General features: G+C 72.2%; 14 protein-coding genes. 3 read left to right on the top strand and 11 right to left on the bottom strand.

From position 1 onward, the window contains the following. Positions 1 to 2 precede the first annotated feature (2 nt). Positions 3 to 413, bottom strand: coding sequence for a hypothetical protein (locus AC0NZN_RS07750; protein WP_474591709.1), 411 nt, complete (start codon positions 411 to 413; stop codon positions 3 to 5). A gap of 75 nt (positions 414 to 488) precedes the next feature. Then, positions 489 to 2,069, bottom strand: a complete 1,581-nt coding sequence (locus AC0NZN_RS07745) for a protoporphyrinogen/coproporphyrinogen oxidase (protein ID WP_474591708.1) — start codon at positions 2,067 to 2,069, stop codon at positions 489 to 491. 40 nt (positions 2,070 to 2,109) lie between these two features. On the opposite strand from AC0NZN_RS07745, the gene AC0NZN_RS07740 reads away from it, so the two are divergent. Beyond that, entirely contained in the window at positions 2,110 to 2,679 is a 570-nt protein-coding gene (locus AC0NZN_RS07740; RefSeq protein WP_474591707.1) for an HhH-GPD-type base excision DNA repair protein, read from the top strand. A 54-nt stretch (positions 2,680 to 2,733) separates the two neighbouring features. Here AC0NZN_RS07740 and AC0NZN_RS07735 read toward each other — a convergent pair whose 3' ends face one another. From AC0NZN_RS07735 to AC0NZN_RS07715, 5 genes are all read right to left on the bottom strand, one after another. Continuing rightward, positions 2,734 to 3,378, bottom strand: a complete 645-nt coding sequence (locus AC0NZN_RS07735; protein ID WP_474591706.1) for a hypothetical protein — start codon at positions 3,376 to 3,378, stop codon at positions 2,734 to 2,736. 114 nt (positions 3,379 to 3,492) lie between these two features. Next, positions 3,493 to 4,647 carry a thiolase family protein gene (locus tag AC0NZN_RS07730; protein ID WP_474591705.1) on the bottom strand — a complete coding sequence of 385 codons (1,155 nt, stop codon included), beginning with the start codon at positions 4,645 to 4,647 and terminating at the stop codon, positions 3,493 to 3,495. 33 nt (positions 4,648 to 4,680) lie between these two features. Next, the gene (locus AC0NZN_RS07725) at positions 4,681 to 6,066 is read right to left on the bottom strand and encodes a glycine--tRNA ligase (RefSeq protein ID WP_474591704.1); all 1,386 of its coding nucleotides are present in this window, start codon (positions 6,064 to 6,066) and stop codon (positions 4,681 to 4,683) included. Positions 6,067 to 6,192: 126 nt separating this feature from the next. Further along, positions 6,193 to 6,567 (bottom strand): DUF4870 domain-containing protein, encoded by a 375-nt coding sequence (locus tag AC0NZN_RS07720; RefSeq protein ID WP_474591703.1) that lies wholly within the window; start codon positions 6,565 to 6,567, stop codon positions 6,193 to 6,195. A gap of 32 nt (positions 6,568 to 6,599) precedes the next feature. Beyond that, positions 6,600 to 7,715 carry a citrate/2-methylcitrate synthase gene (locus AC0NZN_RS07715; protein ID WP_474591702.1) on the bottom strand — a complete coding sequence of 372 codons (1,116 nt, stop codon included), beginning with the start codon at positions 7,713 to 7,715 and terminating at the stop codon, positions 6,600 to 6,602. Positions 7,716 to 7,881: 166 nt separating this feature from the next. On the opposite strand from AC0NZN_RS07715, the gene AC0NZN_RS07710 reads away from it, so the two are divergent. Further along, on the top strand, positions 7,882 to 9,096 hold the full coding sequence (locus tag AC0NZN_RS07710) for a citrate/2-methylcitrate synthase (protein WP_474591701.1): 1,215 nt from the start codon (positions 7,882 to 7,884) through the stop codon (positions 9,094 to 9,096). 108 nt (positions 9,097 to 9,204) lie between these two features. Here the strand turns inward: AC0NZN_RS07710 and AC0NZN_RS07705 are convergent, their stop codons facing one another. From AC0NZN_RS07705 to AC0NZN_RS07695, 3 genes are all read right to left on the bottom strand, one after another. Further along, positions 9,205 to 10,521 carry an alpha-hydroxy-acid oxidizing protein gene (locus AC0NZN_RS07705; RefSeq protein WP_474591700.1) on the bottom strand — a complete coding sequence of 439 codons (1,317 nt, stop codon included), beginning with the start codon at positions 10,519 to 10,521 and terminating at the stop codon, positions 9,205 to 9,207. A gap of 16 nt (positions 10,522 to 10,537) precedes the next feature. Further along, positions 10,538 to 11,668 carry an o-succinylbenzoate synthase gene (menC, locus tag AC0NZN_RS07700; protein WP_474591699.1) on the bottom strand — a complete coding sequence of 377 codons (1,131 nt, stop codon included), beginning with the start codon at positions 11,666 to 11,668 and terminating at the stop codon, positions 10,538 to 10,540. Positions 11,669 to 11,934: 266 nt separating this feature from the next. Beyond that, positions 11,935 to 12,660 carry a GNAT family N-acetyltransferase gene (locus AC0NZN_RS07695; protein WP_474591698.1) on the bottom strand — a complete coding sequence of 242 codons (726 nt, stop codon included), beginning with the start codon at positions 12,658 to 12,660 and terminating at the stop codon, positions 11,935 to 11,937. A gap of 176 nt (positions 12,661 to 12,836) precedes the next feature. On the opposite strand from AC0NZN_RS07695, the gene AC0NZN_RS07690 reads away from it, so the two are divergent. Then, complete coding sequence (locus AC0NZN_RS07690; protein ID WP_474591697.1) at positions 12,837 to 14,315, top strand: DEAD/DEAH box helicase; 1,479 nt, start codon at positions 12,837 to 12,839, stop codon at positions 14,313 to 14,315. A gap of 13 nt (positions 14,316 to 14,328) precedes the next feature. Here the strand turns inward: AC0NZN_RS07690 and AC0NZN_RS07685 are convergent, their stop codons facing one another. After that, on the bottom strand, positions 14,329 to 15,129 hold the full coding sequence (locus AC0NZN_RS07685) for a hypothetical protein (RefSeq protein WP_474591696.1): 801 nt from the start codon (positions 15,127 to 15,129) through the stop codon (positions 14,329 to 14,331). Positions 15,130 to 15,215 lie beyond the last annotated feature (86 nt).

The following is a 15,215-nucleotide window of genomic DNA, read 5'->3' as shown; positions in this document are numbered from 1 at the left end:
TGTCACTCACCGTCGGACGATTTCTTCGCAGCGCTCTCCGCCGACTTCTTCGCCTTCGACGCCGCGTCGGCCGCCGCCGCGCTCACGGCGTCGGCCGAGGTCTCGGCGGCCTTCGCGATGTCGTCGGCAGTGCCTTTGCCCGCGGCCATGGCCGCGTCGAGCCGCTCGCCGGCCGTGCCCCTGTTCTGCGCGGCCTTCGTGACCTTGACGGCGCCGTCCCACAGGGCGACGGGCAGGGCCATCGCTGCGGACTTGCCGAAGTCCTTGGCCTTGTCGACCTGGTTCTGCACGGGCTCGAGCTCCCAGAGCTTGAGCGCCTGCGCCTTGATCTGCTCGTACCTCTCGCGGCCGGCGCGCGTGCCGAGCACGTAGCCGATGGCGAGTCCGATGACGAGTCCTGCCTTGCCTCTCATGAGGCCTCCTCACGCCTGGTCTTCGTGGGCCGTGGTGTCCAGCGTATCCCTATATTCCGATTCCGGCATCCCTTCTCAAGAGCCCGCCGGTGACTCCCAGAGAAGCGCGGCGCGGATGCGGTCGGCCTCGGCGCGGGCATCCGGAACGACCTGTGCGAGCCCCGTGCCGGAGAGCCACGCGCCGGCGGCGCCGAGTCCGGGGATCGCGGCGATCGCGGTGCGCGCCCCCGCGACGACCTCGGGCCGGCCGATGATCGCGGCCGGCTGCGACTGCGCGAACCGCGCCCTGCTCGCGCCGCGCACGGACGCAGAATCGAGCGGGATCCCGAGGAGCGCGGATGCCTCGCCGAGAGCGAGCTCGGCGGCTGCGGCGTCGTCGAGCCCGGCGGTCGCCGGCTCCTCCCCCTGGGCTCCGAACGAGACCCGGATGGCGTGGACGCCGGGACCGGCGGCCCGCGCGACCCACTCCCACTTGGCCGTCGAGTGGGTGAGCGCCTTCGCCGTGTGGGAACCCGGGACGGTGAGCACGCCGGTGCCGCGGGGGGCGGCATCCAGGCGATCGTCCGCGATGACCAGCGTGACGATCTCGACGACGGGCGACGGCCCGACCTCCGCCGTCAGCCCGGGAGCCACGGGTCCGAGGAGCGCACGGGCCGTGCCCTCGTCGGTCGCCACGATGACGGCCGCGGCAGGAAGGGATGCCGAGACGCCCTCGGCGAGCGGGATCATCGACTCCGCGACCGGCAGGGCGGACGTCGGCAGCGGCAGAGCGGGCTCGTCGAGGGCGGCCGGTTCCGTCACCACGACCCAGCCGTCGTCGGCGACCTCGATCCGCGCCGCCGGCGACTGCGTCCGCAGGTCGACCTCGAAGTCGCGCAGACGCGCGACCAGAGCGTCGACGAGCCGCGTCATCCCACCGTCGAGCCCACCCACGGCGGAGCCGGGGGCGGCACCGGCGCGTTCGGACTGCAGGAGGTCCACGGCCCCGGAGAGGGAGCCCGCGCGAGTGAGGGCGGCGTTCAGCCCGGGGGCGGCGATGTCGACGTCGATCTCGTCCGGGCTCGCGGAGTACACCCCCGTCGTCACGGGGGCCACGAGGCGCTGGAGGACGAGCTCGCCCATGCGCGAGCGCACGAGCTTGCCGAGACTGTGCTCGTGACCGATGGTCAGCGGCGGACGCAGGCGGTCGACGTACGCGCGCCAGGAGCCGTTCGTGCCGATGATGCGGCGGACCTCCGGCGCCCACGGATTGGCGGGGATGCCGAGCACCCCGCCGCCGGGCAGGGGAGCCGCATCCTTCGTCCCGCCGAGTCCCGCCACCCACGCGCCGCCGGTGGCGGGCGCGACCACCTGATCGCCGAGCCCGAGTTCGTCGATGAGGGCGCGCACGTGTCCACCGCGGGTGGCGAAGCTCTCGGCTCCCGCGTCGAGCCGGAGGCCCGCGACATCCGTCGCTCGCACGACCCCGCCGAGACGGTCGGATGCCTCGAGCACGGTCACCCTCAGCCCGACCTTCGCGCACTCGTACGCCGCGACGAGGCCCGCCATACCGCCGCCGACGACGACGACACGGGTCTCGCGGGCACGCTTCGCGATGCTCTCGAGCTCGGATTGCACGGCGGGGCCGGACGGGGTGGGGGGAGGTTCGGTGGCCATCTCCTCCATCCTCGCACTCGCCGAATGGGACACTGGGGGCATGAGCCTGCACATCACCGCCGATGCCGCCGCCGACGATCTGCTGACCCGCGACCCGCTCGCGCTGCTGATCGGCATGCTGCTGGATCAGCAGGTCGCGATGGAGACGGCGTTCTCGGGACCGCTGAAGATCGAGGAGCGCGTGGGCGCGGTGGATGCGGCGACCCTTGCGGCCTACGACCCGGACGCGCTCGTCGAGGCTTTCCGACAGCCGCCGGCGGTGCACCGCTACCCCGGATCGATGGCCGCCCGCGTGCAGTCGCTGTGCGCTGCGGTACAGGATGACTGGGGCGGCGACGCATCCGCGATCTGGACCCGGGACGAGCCCTCGGGCCCCGAGGTGCTGAAACGGCTGAAGAAGCTGCCCGGCTTCGGCGAGCAGAAGGCGAAGATCTTCCTCGCCCTCCTCGGCAAGCAGTGCGGCTTCGAGGGCGAGGGGTGGCGCGAGGCGTCGGCTCCCTACGGCGAGGAGGGGTCGTTCCGCAGCGTCGCCGACATCGTCTCGCCGGAGTCGCTCACCAAGGTGCGCGAGCACAAGCGCGCCATGAAGGCGGCGGCGAAGACGGCTTGAGGCTCATCCGTCACGACCCATCGCCTCGCGCGGCAGAAAGCGACGGATGAGGACCTACGGCTGCGCGTCGGGCGGACCGGGGTCCGGCGGGCCGGCGTCGGGCGGACCGGCGCTCGTCGGCGCGGCGGCGTTCGCCCTGCGGCCGCGGATGACCAGCACCAGCGCGGTCGTCCCGCCCGCGACGATGACGAGGGCGAGCACCCACCACAGCCACGGGGAGTCGGCGGCGGTGTTCTCGCCCTCCATGGGCGGCGAGGTCGTCGCCGACTCGGTGGGCGTGGGGGTGGCGGTGGGGGTCACCGTCGGAGTCGGGGTGGGCGTCGGGGTGGCCGATTCGGTGGGCGTCGGCGTCACGACCGCTACCGGCGGGACGGCGCTCGTGGTGGGCGTCGGAGTCGGCTGCGGCTGCTCGGGCGTCGGAGTCGGCGTGGGGGTCGGCTGAGCGGTCGGAACGATGGGCGTGCGCGTCGGCGTCGGAGCCGTCGGTGGTGTCAGCGTCGGCAGCGTCGCGGTCGGCGAGATCGTGGGGATGCTCGTCGGGATGCTCGTCGGCAGCGCCGTCGGCAGCGCGACCGTCGGCGAGCCGTTCGGAAGCGAGAGCCCGCTCCCGCAGGCGGTCAGCCCGACGGTGAACGCAAGCGCGGCCAGGGCGAGAGCGCCGGCGCGGAGCACGCGGCGCGGCCGATCGTTCGACGTCATGGCTGACCTTCCCGGCGGCCGATGAAATGACAGCATCCTGGCGGCCCCCGCATCCCGGCGCAACACGCAGCGCGAGATCGTTCCCCGAGCGTGACGGTTGCCGTCCAGGTGAGATCAGAGCAGCTCGAGGATCGTCGCATTCGCCATGCCGCCGCCCTCACACATCGACTGCAGCCCGTAGCGGATGCCGGCGGCGCTCATGTGGTGCACGAGCGTCGTCATGAGGCGGGCACCCGACGCGCCGAGCGGGTGCCCCAGCGCGATCGCTCCGCCCAGCGGGTTGAGCAGCGCCGGATCGGCGCCGGTCTCGCGCAGCCATGCGAGCGTGACGGAGGCGAAGGCCTCGTTGATCTCGAACACCCCGATGTCGTCGAGCTCGAGGCCCGCCTTCGCGAGGGCCTTCGCCGTGGCGGGGATCGGGCCCGTGAGCATCGTCACCGGGTCGACTCCCACCAGAACGGCGGTGTGGATGCGGGCCACCGGCGTCCAGCCGTTGGCCGCGGCGATCTCGCTCGTCGTGACGAGCAGCGCCGCAGCGCCGTCGGAGATCTGCGAGGCGTTGCCCGCGGTGATCGAACCGTCCTCACGGAACGCGGGCTTCAACCCTGCAAGCGCCTCGAGGCTCGAGGTGCGCCGAACGCCCTGATCGGTGTCGAACACCGTGCCGTCCGGAAGCACCACGGGGGTGATCTGTCCGGCGAAGCGGCCCTCGTCGATCGCGGCGGTGGCCCGCACGTGCGACTCGAGCCCGAAGGCATCCATCTCCTCGCGGCTGATCCGGTACTCGTCGGCGATGAGCTGCGCGCCCATGCCCTGATCGAAGCGGATGCCGTCGTAGCGCTCCCACACCTTCGGCCCGAAGGGCTCGCCGAAGCGCCCGTCGAACACCGGTGCGCCGAGCGGCACGGCGCTCATGATCTCCACACCGCCGGCGACCGCGATGTCGTACTGGCCGCTGATGACGCCCGCGGCCGCCTGGTGCACGGCCTGCTGCGACGATCCGCACTGCCGGTCGACCGTCACCGACGGCACGGACTCCGGCCACCCCGCGGCGAGGACGCCGGCCCGCCCGACGCTGCCCGTCTGCATGCCGGCCTGGTCGACGCATCCCCACACGACGTCGTCGACGGATGCCGGGTCCAGACCCGTGCGCTCCGCGAGTGCCTTCAGCACGTGTCCCGACAGTGACGCCGCGTGCTGCTGCGCGAGTGCGCCGTTGCGCTTTCCGACAGCCGTGCGGACGGCGTCGACGATGACCGCATCCCTCATGCGACCAGCGTAGGCCGCCGGAGGCGACGAGGATCAGGCGCCGCGGAGGCGCTCCGCGAGGAACGTCTGCAGTCCTTCGAGCGGCACGCGCTCCTGCGCCATCGTGTCGCGATCGCGGACCGTGACGGCGCGGTCCTCGAGCGAGTCGAAGTCGACCGTGACGCAGAACGGCGTGCCGATCTCATCCTGGCGGCGGTAGCGGCGACCGATCGCGCCGGCGTCGTCGAAGTCGACGGTCCAGCGGCCGCGCAAGTCGTCCGCGACCTGGCGCGCGAGGGGCGAGAGGTTCTCGTTGCGGCTGAGCGGCAGGACGGCGACCTTCACGGGCGCGAGGCGCGGGTCGAGACCGAGCACCGTGCGGGTGTCGGTGCCGCCCTTGGCGTTGGGCGCCTCCTCCTCGCGATACGCGTCGACGAGGAACGCCATCATCGATCGCGTCAGGCCGAACGACGGCTCGATCACGTACGGGATGTAGCGCTCGCCCGACGCCTGGTCGAAGTAGGTGAGGCTCTGGCCGGACGCATCGGTGTGCGACGAGAGGTCGTAGTCGGTGCGGTTGGCGATGCCCATGAGCTCGCCCCACTCCTTGCCGGCGAAGCCGAAGCGGTACTCGATGTCGATGGTGCCGTCCGAATAGTGGGCGCGGTCCTCCTCGGGAACCTCGAACCTCCGCATGTGCGCGGGATCGATGCCGAGATCGATGAACCAGTTCCAGCACTCCTCCACCCAGTGCTCGAACCACTCCTGCGCGTCGGCCGGGGGCACGAAGTACTCGATCTCCATCTGCTCGAACTCGCGGGTGCGGAAGATGAAGTTGCCCGGGGTGATCTCGTTGCGGAACGCCTTGCCCACCTGGCCGATGCCGAACGGCGGCTTCTTGCGGCTCGCCGTGAGCACGTTGGAGAAGTTCACGAAGATGCCCTGCGCCGTCTCGGGGCGCAGGAAGTACAGGCCGGACTCGTCGTCGACGACGCCGAGGTAGGTCTTGATGAGACCGGAGAACGCCTTGGGCTCGGTGTACTGCCCCTTCGTGCCGCAGTTCGGGCACGGGACATCCAGCAGCCCGTTCTCGGCCGGGCGCCCCTTGCGCGCCTCGAAGTCCTCGATCAGGTTATCGGCACGGAAGCGCTTGTGGCAGTGCAGGCACTCCACGAGCGGGTCGGTGAAGGTCTCGACGTGACCGGAGGCCTCCCACACCCGCTTGGGCAGGATGACCGACGAGTCGAGGCCGACCATGTCGCCGCGGCCGCGCACGAACGTCTGCCACCACTGGCGGCGGATGTTCTCCTTCAGCTCGGTCCCGAGGGGGCCGTAGTCCCACGCCGACCGCGATCCGCCGTAGATCTCACCCGCTTGGAAGACGAACCCGCGGTGACGCGCGAGGGCGATGACTTTGTCGAGGCGGGACTGCTCGGCCACGGTGGCTCCAATGGTCGGGTGGGGGTGAGAGGGCGCACGCGGGATGCCGCGGCATCCGTCGATTCTATCGGCCGGTCGCCGCCGCTCTCACCGACGGGCGTGTCGCCCGCCCGACCGGACGGAGCCCTACTTCACGAACGGGATGGTGAGCGGGTAGGTGTACCACTCGCCCTGGTTCGCCTTCACTGCGGCGATGATCGAGAACACGATGTTCAGGATCCCCGCGGCCGCGAGGATGAAGAACCCGACCAGCACGACCGTGAGGACTCCCCCCACGATGTACGCGATGAGCAGGGTGAGCTGGAAGTTGAGGGCCGTCGCCGAGTAGGCGCGGACGAACGGCCCGCGGTCCTTGAGGATCAGGTAGCCGATCAGAGGGGCGAGGAATCCGAACAGGAGTCCCCCGACCTGGATCAGGGTGGCCCAGAGCTTCTCGTCGGACGGATTCAGGGGCTGCGGTGCGCCGGTACCGTAGGCCGGCGGAGGAGGAGGGGTCGCCATGCCGACAGGATAGGGGATGCCGGCGACGCGCGTCAGGCCGCCGTCGGCGTGCGCAGCGGCGGCCCCACATAACGCGCGGCCGGTCGGATGATCTTGGGGTCCGCCGCCTGCTCGAGGATGTGCGCCGACCAGCCGATCGAACGCGCCAGGGCGAACGTCGGCGTGAACATCTCGCGCGGCACGCCGACGCGCTCCAGGACGACGGATGCGTAGAACTCGACGTTCGCGTGCAGGCCGCGCCCGGGCTTGGCCTCGGCGAGGATCCGCTCGGCCTCGCGCTCGAAGCGCAGGGCGAGCGCGACGCGCTCGCCGCCGAGGTCGACGGCGATCCCCTTGAGCAGCTCCGACCGCGGATCGGTCGTGCGGTAGACGGCGTGCCCGAAACCCATGAGGCGGCGACCGGCGGCGAGTTCGCGGCGGATCCACCCCGCGATGTCGTCCGGCCCGTCGATCTGATCGAGGGCGTCGAGCACGCGCGACGGCGCCCCGCCGTGCAGCGGGCCGGAGAGCGCGCCGAGGCCGCCCGCGAGCGCCGACGCGACATCCGCTCCGGTCGACGCGATGACGCGCGCCGCGAAGGTGGACGCGTTGAGCCCGTGATCGACGACCGCGATGAGGTAGGCGGTGAGGGCGCGCTCTTCCGCCCGCGTGGGCACGCGACCGGTGAGCCGGTGCAGGTAGTTCGCGACGACGCCGCGGTCGAGCGGCGTGGCGGCGGTCGACCCGTGGAGGGCGGTGAGCAGCGCCGGGAGGGCCGCGGTCAGGGTGAACGCGTCGGCGCGGCGCTCGCCGGGGGTGAGGTCGTAGGCGGGGCGCATCCCGAGCCGCGAGGCGAGCAGCGGCCAGGCGGCCTTCACCCCGTGCAGCACGTCGGGATGGTCCGCGCTGAGGGTCCGGGCGATGGCCTCGGCGATCGGCTGAGGGGCCGCCAGGTCGGCGCCGAAGGCCCGGGCCTGCGCAGCATCCGGAAGCTCTCCGTGGAGGAAGAGGTGCCAGACCTCCTCGAGCGTCGCGTGCCGGGCGAGCTCGATCGCGGAGTGCCCCCGGTACTGGTACCACCCCTCGCTGCCGTTGACCTCGCTGATCGCGGTGTCCGCGACGACGACGCCCGCGAGTCCGCGCGGGACGTCGATCTGCATGCCGTCCATGTCGTCACTCCTTTGTCGCCCTCATTTCTCCGCACTCCCTGAATTGCCCTAGATGCACGCGACACTCCGGCGCGTCGCGTGCATCTAGGGCAAGTCAGCGAGAGGGAGGACGAATGAGTACAGTGTGAGAGTTGATCAAGCGTTGGTCAACGTTGATTGGATCAACATGGATGCGGACACCCCACGCCTGACCGCCGCTCAGGCGGCTTCGCGCCTCGGCGTGAAGCCGCAGTCGCTGTACGCGTATGTCTCCCGCGGCTGGATCACCCGTGTGCGGGATGCGAACGGCTCGACGTTCGACCCGCTGGAGATCGAGGCGTTCGCCGCGCAGCGAGCGCGGCGCGCCCCGGCCGCCGCGACGGCGGCAGGCGGAGCGCCGCTCATGGTGCTCGACACCGACATCGCGCTGATCGAGGACGACGAGCTGTATCTGCGCGGGATGCCGGTCGCCGACCTCACCCGCGAGTATCCCTTCGACGCGGTGGCCGCGTGGCTGTGGGGCGAGTCGCTGGACGCGGACCGCCGGCTCGGCGTGGCCGACGAGACGGTGGACGCGGCGCGCACCCTCGTGGCGCATCTGCCGGCGACGGCATCCTGGATCGACCGTGCGGTCGTCGCCATCCGCGGCCTCGCCATCGCGGACCCGCTGCGCGACGACGTCGACGCGTCCGCGCTCCCCCGCGTCGGCGAGGCGATCGTCGCGGGGCTGCCGCGAGCGCTCGGGCCCGCGGGCGGCGCGGGGGATGCGTCATCCATTCCCGATGCGCTGTGGTCTGCGCTGTCCGGACGGGCACCGTCGTCCGAGGAGTGGGCGGCCCTGAACGCGGCGATGGTGCTGTCGATCGACCACGACCTCGCGGTCTCGACCTTCGCAGGGCGCATCGCCGCGTCGGCCCGAGCCTCGGGATACGCGGTCGTGACCGCGGCGCTCGGCGCCTTCGACTCGCCGCTGCACGGCACGGCGAGCGTCGCGGCGGCCCAGCTGATCGACCGCGTCGTGGCGGGTGCGCCGGCGGAGCTCGCGATCCGCGCCCAGCTCCAGACCCTCGGGCGACGGGTTCCGGGGTTCGGGCAGCCGCTCTACGAGGGCATCGACGCCCGCGCCGCGTGCCTGCTCCGGTTCATCGAGCCGCTGGCGGAGGGTGAGGCCGTGCTCGCCGCCGTCGACGACCTGCGGCACGCGATGCGGTCGACACGGCTGCAGCCGAACATCGACCTCGCACTGGGCGCACTGGCGGTCGCCGCGGACCTGCCGCATGATGCGGGAGCCCTCGTCTTCGCCGTGGCCCGCTCCGCCGGCTGGATCGCTCACGCGCAACGGGAGTACGAGGAGCGGCCCCTGCGCCTCCGGCCGCACGGACGCTACACCGGCCCCCGCTGACGCTCACGGTCGCCCGACCCGCGAACCCGCACGCGGTTCCCCAGCCCGCACTCGGATCACGCGGAACGGATGCGGGCTCGCGAGATGAGTGCGGGCTCGGGAGAAAGGTCAGGGGACTTCACGGATCGCGTCGCGGGTGACCTCGGCGATCGCGGTGTGGCCGGACAGGCCGAGCGTGATGTCGAGCTCCGCGAGGATGTGCCGCATGACCTCCCGCACGCCGTCCTCACCGGCGACGGCGAGACCGTACGCGTACGGTCGGCCGATCGCGACCACGGTCGCGCCCATCGCGAGGGCGATGAAGGCATCGGCTCCCCCGCGGACGCCGGAGTCGAAGACGACCGGGGCGCGGCCGTCGACCCGGTCGACGATCTCCTCGAGCACGTCGAGCGTCGGCACGGAGTCGTCGATCTGCCGCCCACCGTGGTTCGACACCCAGACGCCGTCGAGACCGGCATCCATCGCCCGCGCCGCGTCGTCGGGGTGCACGATGCCCTTCAGCAGGATCGGCAGCGACGTCCACTCGCGCGCCTTGGCCAGGTCGTCCCACGTCAGTGCCGGCGTCGAGAAGACGTCGAGGAAGGTCTCCACCGCGGCACGCGGCAGCGGAGATCGGAGGCCCTCCCGCAACCCGGCGCCCGTGATGGCCGTCGTCTTGCGCGCCATCGAGACGCCGGCGGCCACGGTCTTGGGCGTCATCCGCACGCTCGGCGCCGGCATGCCGGCCGACGCCCGGGCGCGCTCGCGCACCAGCTGCTGGAACACCGGGTCGCTCGTGTACTGCGCGATGCCGAGACCGCGCGTGAACGGCAGGTAGGCCAGATCCAGGTCGTGGGTGCGCCAGCCGAGCAGATGGGTGTCGAGGGTCACGACGACCGCCTCGCATCCGGATGCCTCCGCCCGCCGCAGCAGCGACGCGTTGAGCTCGTCGGACGACGACCAGTACAGCTGGAACAGTCGGGGTCCCGCGACCTCGGCGACCTGCTCCATCGGGAACGAGGCCTGGTTGCTCATCACGTACGGGATGCCGAGGGATGCCGCGGCCCGCGCGACCGCCAGGTCGGCCTCCGTGTGCGCCAGCTCCATGACCCCGAGCGGAGCGAGCAGCAGCGGCGTCGGGCGCGTCCTGCCGAGGAACGTCGTGGAGAGGTCGCGGCTCGACACGTCGCGCAGGGGCCGTGGCCACACCTGGCGGCGGGCGAACGCCGCCCGGTTGGCATCCATCGTCCGCCCTGCGCCGGCACCGCCCGCGATGTACGCGAAGGCCTCTGCGCTGAGAGCCGAGCGGGCCGCCTTCTCGAGCGCGTCGGGATGCACCGGCACGGTCGGGCGCGCACCGGAGATGCCCGCGCGGTAGATGTCGGACTGCACGCGACGGCCGATCCCGCGCGCCGCAGCGGGATCGTCGGGAGCGACGGTGGTCATGCCGCCACCCTAGGACTCAGCGGCGGATGACGGCCCACTCGACCGTGAAGTCCTCGAGGGCGACGGGATCGATGTCGATGCCGAGGCCCGGTCCGGTCGGCACGCGGACGTGCCCGTCCTCGAGCACCGCGGGCTCGGTGACGATGTCGCGGGCGTAGAACCGCGAGGATGCCGACACGTCTCCGGGCAGCGTGAACCCGGGAAGAGCCGCGAGCGCCGCGTTCGCGGCTCGCCCGATGCCGGTCTCGAGCATCCCGCCGCACCACACCGGGATGCCGGCATCCTGAGCCAGATCGTGGATGCGGACCGCCTCGAGATAGCCGCCGACACGGCCCGCCTTGATGTTGATGATGCTGCACGAGCCGAGGGCGAGAGCGTCGCGCGCGGCCTTCGCCGAGACGATCGACTCGTCCAGACACACCGGGGTCCTCAGTGCACGGGCGAGCGTCGCGTGGTCGACGAGGTCGTCGTCCTGCAGCGGCTGCTCGATGAGCAGCAGGTCGAAGCGGTCGAGCTCGGCGAGGGTGTCGGCATCCGCCAGCGTGTACGCCGAGTTCGCGTCGACCTGCAGCGGGATCGCGCCGAACGCGTCGCGGACTGCGGCCGTGTCGCCGACATCGCGCCCGGGCTTGATCTTGATCTTGATGCGCACGTATCCCTCGTCGAGGTAGCCGCGCACCACGTCGACGAGCGCTGACGGATCGCGCTGGATTCCGACCGAGACGCCGGCGGGCACGCGGTCGCGCACCGCTCCGAGGTGTGCACCGAGGGGCGTGCCGTCGCGCCGCAGCGCCGCATCCAGGACCGCCAGCTCGAGGCCGGCCTTCGGCATCCGGTGCCCCTTGACGGGCTCGAGCACGTCGGCCACGTCGGCGGGCGAGAGGATGCGCCGCTCCAGCAGCGCCGGGATGAGGAAGCGCTGCGCGACATCCCACGCCCCGTGCGTGTACTCGCTGGAGTACGACGGGTCGTACTGCGTGACGACCTCGCCCCAGCCGTCGCCGTCGGGCGTGAGCGCGCGGACGACGATCACCTCGCGGACGGTGGCCGTGCCGAACGACGTCGTGAACGGCGACACGAGCGGGATGTGCAGCACCCGCAGCTCGAAGCCGTCGAGGGTGACCGGGGCCAGCGCAGCGGTGGGCATGGGACCCAGGCTAGGGCCGGCCCGCCGTGCGGGGGCTACGCGCGGCGCGGACGCACGCTCACGAGCGGCACGTACGTCGAGCGGCGGCGCGGGCGGTGGTGGCGCCGGCTCCAGTCCTGCAGCGAGCGTGACAGTGCGGTGATGGTGCGGGTCATGGCGTCTCCCTCCGTGTGTTGCCTTCACAGGGAGAGAGTCGGGATGCCGCTCCTTATGACGCGTTCCGCATCACGTTTCGGTAACACCCTTGCGAGAGCAGCGGTGCCCCGTCACGGCTGGACGAACAGGTAGCCCCGTTCGTCGTCGAAGCCGCCGACCACGAGCCCCTGGGCCAGGCGGGCCTGCATCTCGTCGCGGACGCGCACGCGCCAGGCCGCGGCATCCGTCGCCGACGCGGACCGCACCGCCTCGATGTCGCGCGGCACCGCGACCGACGCGACCATCTCGCCCCTCTCCGTGGGAGGCGCTGTCAGCTCCCATGAGACGAGCAGTCGATCGGACTGGTCGCCGCGGTTGACACCGTCATCCATCCGCCCGTAGTGGTCGACGAGGTACTCGACGACACGCGCCCCGAGTGTCTGCAGGTTGAAGTGCGCGTTGCGTGCAACCAGCGGATCGAACGTCCATGTGATGCGGGAAATGCCGCGCTCGAGCGCCCACGCGCGCTGATGCAGCTTGAGCGCCCGCCCGGCGCCGTGGCCGCGATATTCCGGCAGCAGGCCCGTGATATGCGAGTGCAGCACCGCGTCGGCGGGCGGCCCGAAGAAGGCCACGGATGCACCGACCATGCGGTCGGCGTCGTACACGCCGAAGGCGTAGTTGCCCGAGTGCGCGAGCGCGCGCAGCAGGTTGGCCGGCATGCCGGTACGGTCGCCGCCCCACACCTGCGACAGCACGTCGGAGGCGGCGAAGACGCTCTCGACGGTGTCGAGCGGACGGATGTCGAGAGCTTCTGCGTCGCGCACGATGCCACGATACGGCGGGGCGGCGCGCATCGGTCGCCCAGCTTGGCCTGCTACGGTTGAGGCGGCGGCGCGCCCGAGCGCCCGCTTGCGTCGACGTCACGCTTCCCGGCCTCAGGCCGCGTCTCTTTTCGATCGGCGATGTCCTGCGGGGTTCCCCGCAACCGCCATTCCCGCCGCGCATCCGCGGCGATCTCAGAAAGCACTTCATGCCTTCCTTCCTCGACCTCGGCGTGCCCGCACGCCTCGCCAACGTTCTCACTGCCTCCGGCAAGACCGAGCCCTTCCCCATCCAGCGCGACACGCTGCCCGACGCTCTCGCCGGCCGCGACGTGCTCGGCCGCGGCCGCACCGGCAGCGGCAAGACCATCGCGTTCTCCCTGCCCCTCGTCGCACGCCTGTCCGGCGCCGGCGCGGCAGCCCGCACCTCGGGCCGCCCGCGCGGCCTCGTGCTCGCTCCGACGCGCGAGCTCGCGACCCAGATCGCCGCGACCATCAAGCCGCTGGCGGATGCCTCCGGCCTCACCGTGACGACCGTGTTCGGCGGCGTGAGCCAGAGGCCGCAGGAGCAGGCGCTGCGCGCAGGCGTCGACATCGTCGTGGCGTGCCCCGGCCGTCTCGAAGACCTCATGAAGCAGGGCGTCGTGCGGCTCGACCGCGTCGAGATCACGGTGCTCGACGAGGCCGACCACATGGCCGACCTCGGCTTCCTGCCCGGGGTGACCCGCATCCTCGCCGCGACGCCCCAGGGCGGGCAGCGCATGCTGTTCAGCGCCACCCTCGACCGCGGAGTCGACACGCTCGTCCGCCGATTCCTTCAGGATGAGGTGCTCCACGAGGTCGACGAGTCGAGTGTCCCGCAGGGTGTCATGACCCACCGCGTCTTCGTCGTGCCGTCCACCGATGACAAGACCGAGCTCGTCCGCCACCTCGCCGGCGGTCGCGGGCGCCGCATCCTCTTCACGCGGACCAAGCACCAGGCCAAGAAGCTGGCGAAGCAGCTGACGGCCGCGGGCATCCCCGCCGTCGACCTGCACGGCAATCTCGGCCAGAACGCGCGCGAGCGCAATCTCGCCGCGTTCAGCGCCTCGCCCGACGCGGGCGGCGTGCGTGTGCTCGTCGCGACGGATGTCGCCGCACGCGGTGTGCACGTCGACGACGTCGAGCTGGTCGTTCACGTCGACCCGCCGATGGAGCACAAGGCGTACCTTCACCGCTCCGGGCGCACCGCCCGCGCGGGCGCGGAGGGCACCGTCGTCACGGTCGCCCTGGATGCGCAGCGCCGCGATGTGTCCGATCTGCTCAAGAAGGCCCAGATTTCGGTGCCGCTCGAGGCCGTGACGCCGGATGCTCCGGCCGTGTCGGCGCTCGTCGGCGACCTCGCTCCCACCGTCAAGCCGGTCATGTCGGCGCAGCCCTCGACAGCACAGCGGAAGCCTGCCGGCAGCAGCGCGGGGCGGAGCGGATCGCGCGACGCCGCAGCCAAGGGCGGAGCCCGACGCTCGGAGACCGGCGGTCGCTCGACCACCACTTCCGCCGCCGGTGCGCAGAGGAGCCACGCGCCGCGCGCCGGCGCCGTGAGCAACGGCGCGCCGAAGCACACGGACGGCGGCGCCCCGGCGAGCCGTCGCCGAGGAAGCCGCGGACGCGGGGGCGCCGCCTCCGCACCGCGTCCTGCCGCGCGCTGACGCGTCGCCGCAGCTACGGCGACGGGTTCGGATCGTCGCTGTGATAGGTGACCTGCGGCGCACCGTTCGGCCACGCCACATAGGTGCGCGTGGCCTGGGTCCGAGGATCGGCGACGCTCACCCCGACGCCACCGGTCGTCAGCGCGTCGGTCGCCTGGCACGCGCTCAGCGGCAGCTGTGACGCGTCGTCGACGACGACGCAGGTCACCGTGCCGTCGCCCGTGGTGCCGTCCCATACGAGGGTCCCGCTGAGGTCTGCGAGCAGGCGCGGTGAGCCGACGTCCCACGTGTGCATCTCGCTGATCGACCGGAAGCTCGCCACGTACCCGGCGGCGAGCGTCGTGTTCGGCGAGGGTGTCGCGCGGGCCGTCGGCGCGGCGATCGCGGCGCCCACGCCTGCTCCGACCGCGACCGCCACCGCGACCACCGGAACCCCGACCAGCAGAACGGCGCGACGACTCCAGGCTCGACGGGAGGCGACGGCCTTGACGACAGGTGGAGCGGCCGCGGCGGCAGCGGCCTCGGCATGAACCGCCGGTTCATCCGGCGATGCGGAGCCAGCGAGGGGCGCCGACTCGGCGGGTGCCGGCTCGGCGATGGATGCGGCCGACGCCGTCGGCTCCACTGCGAGGCCCGCGTCTGCGACCTCGGCGACGGGCGACGCCGGGGCGGAATCGGCCGCGTCCGTCCGGGCGCGCTCCTCCAGCTCGTGGAGCCGGGCGAGACCGGCGGGATCGTCAGAGAGGTCGGCGTCCGGCCCGAATGCCCGCGCACGCAGTGCCGCGAGCTCTGCCACTTCGTCGTCGGTCAGCATGGGGCCATTCTGCCCACGCTCAGCCTCGACGGGGCTCTCTCCTGCCCGTCCGGGAGTGCTCAGCGAGGGCGGGGGCGTGCTCTCGT

It is taken from the genome of Microbacterium sp. sgz311019 (genome assembly GCF_056135325.1).
This window is presented reverse-complemented; position numbering and strand designations above follow the sequence as displayed.

Bases quoted from the DNA above. Each gene is read 5' to 3' on its own strand.
- AC0NZN_RS07705 (WP_474591700.1), bottom strand. From the start codon at position 10,521: ATGACCACCGTCGCTCCCGACGATCCCGCTGCGGCGCGCGGGATCGGC.
- AC0NZN_RS07740 (WP_474591707.1), top strand. From the start codon at position 2,110: ATGAGCCTGCACATCACCGCCGATGCCGCCGCCGACGATCTGCTGACC.
- AC0NZN_RS07745 (WP_474591708.1), bottom strand. From the start codon at position 2,069: ATGGCCACCGAACCTCCCCCCACCCCGTCCGGCCCCGCCGTGCAATCC.
- AC0NZN_RS07750 (WP_474591709.1), bottom strand. From the start codon at position 413: ATGAGAGGCAAGGCAGGACTCGTCATCGGACTCGCCATCGGCTACGTG.
- AC0NZN_RS07735 (WP_474591706.1), bottom strand. From the start codon at position 3,378: ATGACGTCGAACGATCGGCCGCGCCGCGTGCTCCGCGCCGGCGCTCTC.
- AC0NZN_RS07715 (WP_474591702.1), bottom strand. From the start codon at position 7,715: ATGGACGGCATGCAGATCGACGTCCCGCGCGGACTCGCGGGCGTCGTC.
- AC0NZN_RS07685 (WP_474591696.1), bottom strand. From the start codon at position 15,129: ATGCTGACCGACGACGAAGTGGCAGAGCTCGCGGCACTGCGTGCGCGG.
- AC0NZN_RS07690 (WP_474591697.1), top strand. From the start codon at position 12,837: ATGCCTTCCTTCCTCGACCTCGGCGTGCCCGCACGCCTCGCCAACGTT.
- AC0NZN_RS07730 (WP_474591705.1), bottom strand. From the start codon at position 4,647: ATGAGGGATGCGGTCATCGTCGACGCCGTCCGCACGGCTGTCGGAAAG.
- AC0NZN_RS07695 (WP_474591698.1), bottom strand. From the start codon at position 12,660: ATGCGCGCCGCCCCGCCGTATCGTGGCATCGTGCGCGACGCAGAAGCT.
- AC0NZN_RS07710 (WP_474591701.1), top strand. From the start codon at position 7,882: ATGGATGCGGACACCCCACGCCTGACCGCCGCTCAGGCGGCTTCGCGC.
- menC (WP_474591699.1), bottom strand. From the start codon at position 11,668: ATGCCCACCGCTGCGCTGGCCCCGGTCACCCTCGACGGCTTCGAGCTG.
- AC0NZN_RS07720 (WP_474591703.1), bottom strand. From the start codon at position 6,567: ATGGCGACCCCTCCTCCTCCGCCGGCCTACGGTACCGGCGCACCGCAG.